11 protein-coding genes are annotated in these 11,408 nt (G+C 36.6%); 5 read left to right on the forward strand and 6 right to left on the reverse strand.

Annotated features, from left to right (window positions below; translation table 11 throughout):
• From LY28_RS16305 to LY28_RS16315, 3 genes are all read left to right on the forward strand, one after another.
• Complete coding sequence (locus LY28_RS16305; RefSeq protein WP_110463245.1) at positions 1-2,541, forward strand: S8 family peptidase; 2,541 nt, start codon at positions 1-3, stop codon at positions 2,539-2,541.
• Positions 2,542-2,778: 237 nt separating this feature from the next.
• On the forward strand, positions 2,779-3,504 hold the full coding sequence (locus tag LY28_RS16310) for a tyrosine-type recombinase/integrase (RefSeq protein ID WP_110463246.1): 726 nt from the start codon (positions 2,779-2,781) through the stop codon (positions 3,502-3,504).
• Positions 3,505-3,516: 12 nt separating this feature from the next.
• A complete protein-coding gene (locus LY28_RS16315) occupies positions 3,517-3,948 on the forward strand; it encodes a site-specific integrase (RefSeq protein ID WP_110463247.1) in 432 nt (143 codons plus the stop codon).
• Here LY28_RS16315 and LY28_RS16320 read toward each other — a convergent pair.
• The 6 genes from LY28_RS16320 to LY28_RS16345 all read right to left on the reverse strand — a co-directional run bounded on the left by LY28_RS16320 (position 3,908) and on the right by LY28_RS16345 (position 10,575).
• Positions 3,908-4,852 carry a hypothetical protein gene (locus LY28_RS16320; RefSeq protein WP_110463248.1) on the reverse strand — a complete coding sequence of 315 codons (945 nt, stop codon included), beginning with the start codon at positions 4,850-4,852 and terminating at the stop codon, positions 3,908-3,910. The two genes, LY28_RS16315 and LY28_RS16320, sit on opposite strands and share 41 nt — an antisense overlap.
• On the reverse strand, positions 4,849-6,645 hold the full coding sequence (locus LY28_RS16325) for an ORC-CDC6 family AAA ATPase (RefSeq protein ID WP_110463249.1): 1,797 nt from the start codon (positions 6,643-6,645) through the stop codon (positions 4,849-4,851). The genes LY28_RS16320 and LY28_RS16325 overlap by 4 nt, the downstream gene beginning before the upstream one ends.
• On the reverse strand, positions 6,642-7,859 hold the full coding sequence (locus tag LY28_RS16330; protein WP_110463250.1) for a metallophosphoesterase family protein: 1,218 nt from the start codon (positions 7,857-7,859) through the stop codon (positions 6,642-6,644). The genes LY28_RS16325 and LY28_RS16330 overlap by 4 nt, the downstream gene beginning before the upstream one ends.
• A 72-nt stretch (positions 7,860-7,931) precedes the next feature.
• Entirely contained in the window at positions 7,932-8,741 is an 810-nt protein-coding gene (locus LY28_RS16335) for a DNA adenine methylase (protein WP_110463251.1), read from the reverse strand.
• 30 nt (positions 8,742-8,771) lie between these two features.
• The gene (locus LY28_RS16340; protein WP_110463252.1) at positions 8,772-8,942 is read right to left on the reverse strand and encodes a MerR family transcriptional regulator; all 171 of its coding nucleotides are present in this window, start codon (positions 8,940-8,942) and stop codon (positions 8,772-8,774) included.
• A gap of 88 nt (positions 8,943-9,030) precedes the next feature.
• The gene (locus tag LY28_RS16345; RefSeq protein ID WP_110463253.1) at positions 9,031-10,575 is read right to left on the reverse strand and encodes a recombinase family protein; all 1,545 of its coding nucleotides are present in this window, start codon (positions 10,573-10,575) and stop codon (positions 9,031-9,033) included.
• Between the two features lie 113 nt (positions 10,576-10,688).
• On the opposite strand from LY28_RS16345, the gene LY28_RS19820 reads away from it, so the two are divergent.
• The gene (locus tag LY28_RS19820; RefSeq protein ID WP_110463254.1) at positions 10,689-10,892 is read left to right on the forward strand and encodes a tyrosine-type recombinase/integrase; all 204 of its coding nucleotides are present in this window, start codon (positions 10,689-10,691) and stop codon (positions 10,890-10,892) included.
• Between the two features lie 206 nt (positions 10,893-11,098).
• Complete coding sequence (locus LY28_RS16355) at positions 11,099-11,392, forward strand: transposase (RefSeq protein ID WP_110463255.1); 294 nt, start codon at positions 11,099-11,101, stop codon at positions 11,390-11,392.
• Positions 11,393-11,408 lie beyond the last annotated feature (16 nt).

Genomic DNA, 11,408 nt, shown 5'->3' on the forward strand with positions numbered 1-11,408 from the left:
ATGGCTGGTACAAACGATTTTGTGCACTTGGCACTGCCGGTAAAAAAGACAGGGCAAGCAAAATATCCACAAACCCCCATACCCGGCAAGCAAATAACTGCCCAAAATAAAAATAATCGTCAACGACATGGACAAACAATCCGCTCGCAGGCGCAAGGTTTGTCACGATTTTGGCAAGATAGGCAAAGCGAAAGAAGTAACCTGAATTTACCAACCATTGATGGTGGTGTCCCTTTTTTGCTTGAAATTGAGCCAACCACCGATGTTGAATTCTTGAGAGGATTGGGATTTGAGGTCGTTTGTGACCTTGACGAGGGTTTTATTATTGTATCTTCGGAGCAAACTGATCTTGCGGATTTTTTGGAAAAGATTGATGGGTTTGTTGACAATAAATTCAGAACAGGAAATGTTGCGAAGGTATACGCTTTACATACTGACGACGATCGATTAAAACGAATATTGTCAAAAGAATTATATGATCAGTGGTCTAATTTAAATAGTTCAACTTTTTATACCGTTGATATGTCTGTTGGTTGTGCTGGAACAGGTTCACCTCCCAATTTGCCAAGTATTCGCAAAGATGAAACCGAAGAACATTACAACAATCGAGTGAAAGATAAGATGCTGGAATATCAGCAAGCGGTTGACGAGATTATAATGGAACGGCAAACGCAACTCGAAAACATTGTAAGTTATTATGGTGGTGAATTTCTTTCATCGTTCATAGAAGATGGCGATTCATTTTCAGTAACCTTGAAAATCACAGGAACAGGTCTTCGTGATGTTGTACTTAATTATTCATTTATTTTCGAGGTTGCGTTCAAAGCGGAAGTCATGTGCGATGTAGCAGCTTCAAATGCGCAGGAAATACCAGATGGGTTATCTATTAGTGAACCAACTTCGGATAGTCCAATTATATGTGTAATAGATAGTGGCATTCAAGAAAATCATATATATCTTGAAAAAGCAATAGTTTCGTCAGATTCAAAATGTTTAATCCCGGGGCAAACAAGTGTCATAGATGAAGTAAGCTACGGAGGACACGGCACAAGGGTTGCAGGTGCAATTCTTTATCCAAATGGCGTTCCTGCAAATGGGTCATATCAACTGCCGTGTTTTGTTAGGAATATCAAAATTTTAGACGGCAATAATGGCCTTTTCGATAATGTTAGTCGTGAGGGTATAATTGACGAAGCTGTACGTTTATTTTCCGTTGAGGCAGATAATAAAACTAAAATATTTAATCATTCTGTTGGGGAGAAAAAGCCCTTTTATGAGCTTAAGCATATGTCGGCTTGGGCTGCTAAAATAGATGAAGTTTCTTATGAAAATGATGTATTATTTATTCAAGCAGCAGGAAATATTGTCTCAGAAGTTATAAAGGCACACATACAGGCGGGGTATCAGTATCCAGATTATCTCGGGCAACCGTTATCGCAAATTTCTAATCCGGCACAAAGTTTTCAAGCGTTAACTGTTGGATCAATTTCTCATTCTGATTTTGAGGATAATGATACAGTGACGATGGGTAAGAAAAATGAACCATCATCATTCACGCGTGTTGGACCTGGAATATGGGATAGTATAAAGCCGGATGTTGTGGAATATGGCGGTACACATGTAATAAACAAGAGTGGTCATGATATTACTTTAACAACGCCTGAAGAAGTATGCCCAGATTTAATTCGTCGTTCGCCTCAAGGACCTGCACATGCAAAGGATGATATTGGGACATCATTTGCTGCTCCAAAGGTCTCGTTTATTGCTGCAGAAATACAAAAAACACTGCCCAATTCATCTGCATTGCTTTATCGTGCTTTAATTGCACAATCAGCAAGATGGCCTAATATAAGTACATTTTTGCAAAATGACGAGTCACAAAAGATGCTGCGTAGAGTTGGATACGGATTGCCGGATGTCAACCGAGCAACACATAACAATACTTATAGAGCAACACTGGTTTCGATGGATCCGTTAGAGATTGGTGATAAAGAAGCGCATATTTTCACTGTCAATGTTCCGCAAGAACTTCGTGATGTGGGTGAAAACTATAATGTTTTACTTGAAATTACATTATCATATGCTGCAAAGCCAAAGAGAACTCGGCGAAGTCATCGGAGTTATTTATCTACTTGGCTAGATTGGACTTGCAGTAAAAAGAATGAATCAAGGCAAGATTTTGAAGCACGGATATTTGAAGCCGATTCAACAGGACAAGATGATGGTCAATTCCCATGGATGATTCATGAACGACAAAATTGGGGAACAATAAAAGATTTTGCCCGCCCAAGACAAACGCTGCAAAAAGATTGGTGTATAATAAATGCCAGTGAGTTAGATGAAACTTTTTGTATTGCTGTTCGTGGACATAAAGGTTGGGGTAGTCTTTTCAAAGCTAAGTATGCCATTGCTGTTAGTTTTGAAGCTATAGATGAAAATATCGAAATCTATGAGCATATTCGTCTAGAGAATCAAGTTAGTATTGAGGTTGATGCTCCAGAGGTGCGTGTGGAAGTTGACAGCCCAATTGCACAAAGTTAATTTATAATACCTTTCATCAGATAAAAGCCATTTAGTGAATTAAGGATGTGACTCATAGTTTTGGAACACATTTTTATGCATAATTGGTTTCGTGTCATAATGCACCCGAGGTATAATAAATGCACCGCTTGATTTATCCCGCGATAATCGTGCCATTGTATCAAAAGCAAGGTTTATAGACAACAAAAGCCGCTAAAATAGCGGCTTTTGTCTTGCTTAAATATTTTTGGTAGACATATGGGTAGACATACACTAAAACCAATGCTAAAATATTACTGTAAATATTGTTTAGGTAGACAAGGAAACGGTGATATTATGGCAAGAATAGCAGTTGAAAAAAACATTGCTTATGATGATAATAAGAAGTTATATTACGTAACTATGGATTATGGTAAGGATAATACAGGTAAGAGGATTAAGACTACAAAAACCTTTGAAAAGAAGAAGGATGCACAAACGGCTTTAAAGCAATTTAATGCAGATAAGGTTAAAGGTACATTAGTGTTTCCTTCTACTCAAACTTTGGGTGAATGGCTTTTATACTGGCTAAATGATATTAAATCTATTAAGTGTGAAGAAACCACTCTTTATGGCTATAGGAACATTATAAATAATCATTTTATAGATGGGTTGGGAAGTTATAAACTACAAGAATTAAAGCCTGTCATAATAAATAAGTATTTTAAAAATAAGAAGGATAAAGGGTTAAGCAATAACACTATAAGAAAACATTATGATTTACTGAAAGATGCTTTAAAGCATGCAGTAAATGAGGATAAGATTCTTAAGAATCCGTTAGATAAGATTGAACCAATTAAAGAGCAAAAGAATGAAATGAATTTTTATAGTGTTGAACAGCTAAAAACATTATTTTTGTTGGTGGAAAATAACCGTATGGAAATAGTGGTAAAGCTTGCGGGAATGTTAGGATTAAGGCGTGAAGAAATTGCAGGATTGAAATGAGATAACATAGATTTGAAAAATAAAAAAATTACTATTGCAGAAGCAAGGACTCAGGCTGGGAAAAGTACGATTGCAAAGAGAACAAAGAATAGATCATCGCATAGAACACTTCATGCTCCTGATGAAATAATTAATCTTCTCAATAAAATAAAAGAAAATCAGAATAAGCAAAAAGCCTTATTAGTAGAAGCTTATAATGATGAAGGGTATATAATGGCTTGGGAAAATGGAGAGCCTTATAGACCAAACTATCTAAGTGATTTGTTCAAAAAAATTATTGATGATAATAAATTACCTCCTCTTCGATTACATGATTTAAGACACCCATATGTCAAGTACACACCGAAAAATAAAGCCATAGATATTTCAATTTATATCTTATGGCTTTATCAAAAACAATTTATTATTCAAGTTGCATCGAAAAACCATAGATCATTCCTGTAGGCATGACGTCAATCGCTTCAAAGTGGCTACTATTTCTGGATACATGAAGGCAAGTAACACCGTTTTTGTTCAATAAATCTGGAATTAGTGAAATGGCAAATATTAATGGTTTAGGCCCATCAGGTATTAAAATAACATCTCCGGTTGGAAGCAATTCATTTGCTGTTTCACGCAATTTTGATAACATAAATGAAAAATCATTCAAACGAAGTGACAGAGATATTGCAGCCCTTGAAAAAATATGGTGGTTCACTTTTTTTATACTTTCAGAAAAGCCTCTGCGACCCGGATTATATGCATAACAAACAATGAGATAATCGGGATCGGTTATCGAAACAATTGCCTGTGTTCTAATTGCATCATACCCAAGAGCCAAAATATGCATTCTATTGTTTCCAATTTGTAAGGAAGGCTTTCCTGAAAAAAATGAAAATGCATCTATTCCGGCACTAGGATATTCTTCGTAACTAGAAGGGTATTCGCCTTCACAATACCAAAAATAGACCTTGTCAACTTCTCTGATAATGCCCCGTAGTAAAATAGGCAATTTACAATACCAACTTCTGGGCATAGAAGAATAATCAATATGCACAGTAATTGAATCATTGTCTGCCATAGCATTTTTTATTTCACTAACAATTTTCTCTTGCACACTTTGATAATTAAAATAGCTTTCTATATATATAGGGAGTCCATCTTTTTCAAACTCTTCAATTTTATCTCGAGTATGCTCATAGTTTTTGTAATCGTCAAATGTAAAAACGATTGCCTTGAATTTGCACAAACTTGATACGAGCTGGTCATGAAAGTAATATGATCTATGCTCATACCCAACAGCAAAAATATACAGATCATCCGCTTTAAAACAAGCTTTATTGTATTCTGCATTTTCAATAATCATCATAGAAGCCCCTCCTCAAAAAATGACAATTGTTCATTTTCGGTTTTTCTTGTCTGTTCTCTTGGCATTTTCACGGTATAAGTATGTGTTTGGTTGTCAACTATTTTTACTTTAAGAGGTGAAATATCAGCTCTCATAGGTAACCAATATTTTGCCGCATAAGTATTAGATAATAAATACTGAGTATTTTTATCAATGCCATTTTTTAGGGTGTTTTCATCTACAATGAGTCTGGAATATGCGATCGCCAACTGAATCCACTTCTTCGCATGAAAAAACGAATCATCGTTTTGATAGTCTAAGGTAAAATTGCACCCAGCTGATATCAAGTCAGATTTATGCACACGGTCATGCAGTATGGAAGCAATTTTATCAAGCTCTCTATATATTGAAGGGCCATACATTTCAAGTGCTTGGGTAGATTCACAAAGACTTTCAACATATTCATAAAGAACCCCATGCTGTACCTTAGGGGTTAATTCGCTGGTTCGTGCTTTTTCAAATAGGTTATTCATTATTTGGATAAACGCTCTAGGATTCCCCTGCGAAATTTTTCGTATCATTTGGGCCCCCGCGTACCATCCAGGCTTGGTATTTCCTTGCTTCGATAACATGAACATACGGCGAGTAAAAAAGATTGGTGCAAATTTATCGTATACTGTCTTCCTAGGATTAGGATAAGTATCAGCATTTCGCTTTCTTTTTTCAGAAAATTCATTGATTATTTCTTTTGTAATAAAATCATAAGATGATTTTTCTAAGCCTACTTCTTGCCGATAGTAATCAATTTGGTCATCTTTCCCGCAAGAACCTACAAACTCCTCCACTGTTTTTATTTTAAACTCGGAATCAAAGCGAGTCCTTAATCTATGAGAGCATAGATTATTTGTTAAATTCCGAAAATCCATACTATTATATTTCATATCCACAACACGATAACTAAAATCGTTTCCAGCAGAAACGGTTATATTAGGCTCCAATGTCTCCAATGTTTTGTGATAATAAGGAAGCGTAGCAACTTTTAATGCCATCCGTTTTGAATCTGAGCGAAACACGCTATTAATGCACTTTTGCAACGGCTCTGTTAAAAACTCGGCTTCATCAATACATATAATCCAAGTTGGATCTTCAGATAAATTCAAGCGTTTTGCAATTAATTCTTTGACAGATAATATAGAAGAGCCTATTTGTCTTCTAAAAACAGGTGGTACGGTGTTAATATCACTATTTTTTATATCAAAATTATAGAACAGTTTATTCAACTTTGTTGTCAATGAAAACAAATCAGAAATACCTTTAGCTTCATCATCAAACCACATCATGTTTAAATCCATTGTTAAGGATAAGTTTGTCCTTGCACGTACCAGCTGATCAGGCTCCTCATCCAATATGGCAGTTAGCTCGGTTAATAATGATTGCGCTAACAAGCAGTTAAATGCAAATTGAAAGAGTTGAATCTGCTGCTGTTCCGATGTCTCCAAACTTGTCAAATGCGTAACAAATTCTAAGTACATTGGAATATATAGTGCTATAAACTTTTTCTGACTGGCCAATTGCTTTGCTTGCGGATCCTGAATCTTTTTAAGCATAGAATAGCGCATCATTTTTAACAAAAAAGTTTTGCCGCTTCCGCGTGTTCCTAAAAGTATTTCGTGCTGATCATTAAATAGTGACCAATAGTTAGATATGGGGTAAAACTCACATATTACCTTTGTATCAGAAAAATTGCGTGCCTGGCTATCACTGAAAGGATTTTGCCGATCAGAATCTTTTATGAAATTAGCAAGCCTATTCATAATGCACCTCCATTCTTAATCAGCACAACATCTTTAGGAAAAAGGCCTATCATTTTGTGAGTGCTTGACAAAATTTCGTCTATTCTCCTGTTAAGATCATCAATCCCACAAAAGCGCAAGCTTTCATCCAAATTTTTCCACGAGAGTGGCGTATCCGCCTTTAAATTTCCAATAGATTGCTTGATTTCATCTTCGCTAAATAATTTGCCAAGCATCATTTCAGAATCTAATGGTGTTTCTGGGCAATTGTTTTTTATAGGGAGCCAACCTTGGGCAGGAGAATATTGATAATTTAATAATTTTAACACACCAACATCGTCGGTTAACTCAATAATGTGTAAAGTGTTTGGTATATCTCCGTTGCTCCTATGTTTAGAATTAACTGTAAGGCTTCCAGCGCAAACAAACGTTATTGGATTAATCCATTCGTTTTTTTGTGTAGTCTCGGCACGTGGGTGATGTCTATGACCATGTAGTACAAGATGAATACCATTTTTTCCTGCAATATCAAGAAAATGGCCACTTTCTTCAAGCATAGATATGTCAAAAATAGGCGTTGGGTAACTATAAGCATATGGATGATGATGCATAAGCACTATTTTCCAACGCTTATCAGTTCTGTATAGCTTTACTGACTCTTCAAACCAATTCAACTGATCTACATTAAGCTTACCATGAGAAACCGCTTGGTCTTGTGTGCAACACCAACCAGAATTCAGAATAAACATTATAAAATCATCATTCTCAATAATTCCAGAACAAGGCGCTGGACCATTACGGTTAAATTTTAAAGCAGATGAAGTATTAATTAATGACGCGCTTGCTGCAATTCTGCGATACTTATCTTTTACTAATTCATGTGGGAAATCAGAAGAATAATCTTTATATGAAGTATACAATTCAGATATTTTCCAATCAATATCATGATTTCCCAGTCCAAATATTACGTTGTCTTTGGATATGCCAGCTTCCTGCGCTATTGAAGTAACAGTATCCTCACAAAAAGCAAATTCCTGAGGGCTTCCAATAGATGTCAAGTCACCGGCTATACAAAGATATTGCGCATTAGCTTCTTTAAGAATAGAAATCAGACTATTCTTTAGTGACACTGCACCTGTATTCTCATCTTGAATGGGTTCTCCTGGGACAGAAAATTCAGTTGTTCTTGAGTATAACCCAAAATGAATATCGCTAATCAACGCAATACGAACCATACTATTCTCTCCTTAATGAGGTGGCCGACAGTCAAGCATTAGAACATCCTCAAAATTATTTTTGTCATCCTTTTAAAGGTTAATTTGATGTGAAGATATCAAAAGTTCATTTTGTATGCCACGACCGTCCCTTAATCCTGAAATGGAACTAAATCGGCCTACTGGATGAGTAATAAATTGGTTATCTTCATACATTTTTCTTAGAGGAGGATAATCAGCATTTGTAGCAATAATAATTGCACCACGGACTCTCGCTCTGACGAGAGCAGCTAAAAGCCTTTTCTGATCCTTCCAAGAAAACAACCGTTCATTATATTTAATAAACGCATTTTGATTATGGGCTATTGTATATGGAGGATCGGCAAATACGAGATCCCCTTCATTAGCTTCGCGTATCGTATCAACAAAATCTTGTTTTCGTATATGAACATTGTATAATGCCTCTGCATACTCTTCAAAATTAGCTACGTCGTCAATAAACTGCTGTTTCGTGCCAATTGGCACATTAAATTCTCCGAGACGGTTAACACGATACATTCCATTAAAGCATGTTCTGTTTAAATAAAGAAATCTGGCAGCTCGCCCAATAGCATCATTAGGTACATTTGCTCTTACTGTATAATAATGATCAACGGAATGGTGTTCTTGGTGTTGAACTAATCGCTCACGTAACAGCGCTGGATTTCTCGCCATAACCCGATATGTATTTACTAACTCACCGTTGATGTCAGATATAGTAGCCTGTTGCGGCATCAAAGAGAAAAAAGCAGATCCTCCACCGAGAAACGGCTCAAAATAGTGGTTATATGCGCCCGGGAAAATATGTCTATAATTTGCAATCAACCATCTTTTCCCACCTGGCCATTTTAAAAATGGATGCACGTTCCTCGATTCACATCCTCTCTTTTAATATTAAACACCTTTTTTCCTAGCGTCTAAAGGTTTTTGGGCGTCTTTAGGTATTGCCCAAGATTTACCCAGGCGAGCAACTCCTTCAATACGTGTCTGCTCACAAAGCACCTGTACTCTGCGTTCAGATATATTCCACTTTGCTGCAGCTTCTTTTGCAGTCATATATTCCATATACCTAACCTCGCAATTGGATAATTCTGCACATATTTTCATTATATACGGGATTCCGAATGAAAGCAAGAAAATTTGTATTATTTCGTCAAGCCTCTACAATTAGTCTATCTCTCCATTCGACATTGATCTGCCCATTAGCGAGTACTGATACATTTAATATGTAATGCGCTATCAATTGACTAATCTTTTCTTTGTGATTGAGTGCGTTGGAAAATAGCAGATATTGTTCATGCTTCCCATGCAGCCCTTTAACTTGATTATTGATATTCTGAAGCTCGGAACGAAGCATCTCATGTTTATTACGCTCAAGCGTATAATCGTCTTTATCGGCAATACCCGTAATGAAATTCTCATACCTACTTCGGCTCACTTCATGTTGCTCATTAATTTGCCGCGCCAACTGCTTTTCGTTGGCTTCCAATACAGCTTTCCGATCAACATATGTAATGAAAGCTGCTTCATTGTCATTAATATAACTTTTAACCTCACGAAAGATAGCATCCATAATATCAGACTCTCGAATATACATGCCCGTACAATGGCCAGCGCCTAATCTATTGTTACTTATACAGGTGAAAAAGTTCCAATTTGCATTGCCGCTCCCTTTTCGGCGCTGCATTTTGCTGCCACAGCAACCACAAATCACCTTACCTCTTAGGAGATTATCTTCACGGGGAACATTGGTCTTATTAGGGCTGGTTGCAGCATTTTCGGCGATTAATTGCTGTACAGTGTCAAAGATTTCTCTAGGCACAAGTGGTTCATGCGTGTTCTGAACAATATACTTATCATGGCCTTGCTCTAAATCTCCAACGTATGTCCGGTTGATCAAAATATCCTTGACCGTACGGCTATTCCACAAACCGTTTCCTCGGTTATAATTCCCTTTAAGTCCTTGTGATACAGCATAGCTGATTGGGTTAAGGGTTTCTGTTGTGTTCAGACGCCGAACTATTTCATTAATACTAATTCTGCTCAAAGCCATTGAAAAAATGTCTTTTACAACAATAGCCGATTCCGCATCTGGAATAAGTGTATGACAATCACTATCTGATTTTCGATACCCATATGGAGCGCGTGGCGCCACGTATTTTCCTTCTTCGATATAATTCTTAAGAACTGATTGCGTCTTTTTACTGATGTCAATTGTATATTGCTCATCCATCAGTGAGGTTAAAGAAATTTGGTCACCGGGTAGTTTCCCAAAGGTTATATTTGTCATACCATCCAGCGTATCAATTCCATTTGCTATAGAGATAAAACGTACTTTCTGGCTAGGAAAAAACATTTGGACATAGTATCCGACATCGATCAAGCTTCGTCCCAAGCGAGACAAGTCTTTTACAATGACACAGTTGATTTTCCCGACTCGAATATCCTCAATCATTTCGTTAAATGCTGGTCTGTTGAAATCTCGTCCACTTGCATTATCATCAATATAGAATTTCTCAAGCTGAAGATCAAAATTTGTTTCTGAATACCCCACAATGATCTTTTTCTGGTTTTCTATTGAGTCCGATGGCTGGTCTGCTTTGTTCACAGAGAGCCTAATATAGCCAACCGCTCTCAAAAGGCCATTTTCTACGGTTTGATTCTCGATAAGATTTTTTCGACTTTTACGTGCCAACATTGAACACCCCTCCTTAAATTATAAAAGACCATGGTCTTTTAAGCCATAGTCTTTGAAGATATTTTGTTATTCGACAGATTGCGATGTGGATTTATAGTTAAAATAGAAGATTTATGTCGAAAATCCGCTTACACGGTCTTAGGCATTCCTTTGCAAGTATCGCTAATGAACTTGGTATTAATCTATTTGATATAAGTAAAGCTTTAGGGCATAGTCAGGTAGGAACTACGAGCCAAATATATACCCATATGTTCGATGCGACACATAAAAAAGCTATTAGTAAAATTGCTGATGTTATAACAGCAAGTGAAGATTGATGCAATGGTAAGGATGAGGTCATCAGTTCGACTCTGATTGGGAGCTCCACATTACAAGACATTAAAATTTAAAAATGCAACAATATTGCAGCAACCAACAAAAATTGAACTGATAAAACAGGTCTTTTTAGTACCATAAAAGTGACCTTAATCCGATTTGATGGACACAAAGAATCCCTATATAATAAAAACATGGAGGGATTCAAATGACTGAGAGAAAAAAATTTGATAAAGCATTCAAAGAACAGACCGTTGAAAAAATATTAGCAGGTGAAACAACAGCCAGCTTAATGGCAAAAGAAATTGGAGTGCATTACTCAACAGTAAGAGACTGGTTAATCGCTTATGAAAAGGATGGTTCAAGTGCCTTTCCAGGCAGTGGTAACCTTAAGCCTGAAGATGATGAAATAAGAAGCCTACGCAGGGAATTAGCTAACCTTAAAGAGGAAAATGAAATATTAAAAAAAGCCGCGGCCTATTTTGCGAAAAATCAGAAATAAACAAGTTTAATTTTAT

This window comes from Ruminiclostridium sufflavum DSM 19573 (assembly GCF_003208175.1).
In the GTDB taxonomy this organism is placed as follows: Bacteria; Bacillota; Clostridia; order Acetivibrionales; family DSM-1351; genus Ruminiclostridium; species Ruminiclostridium sufflavum.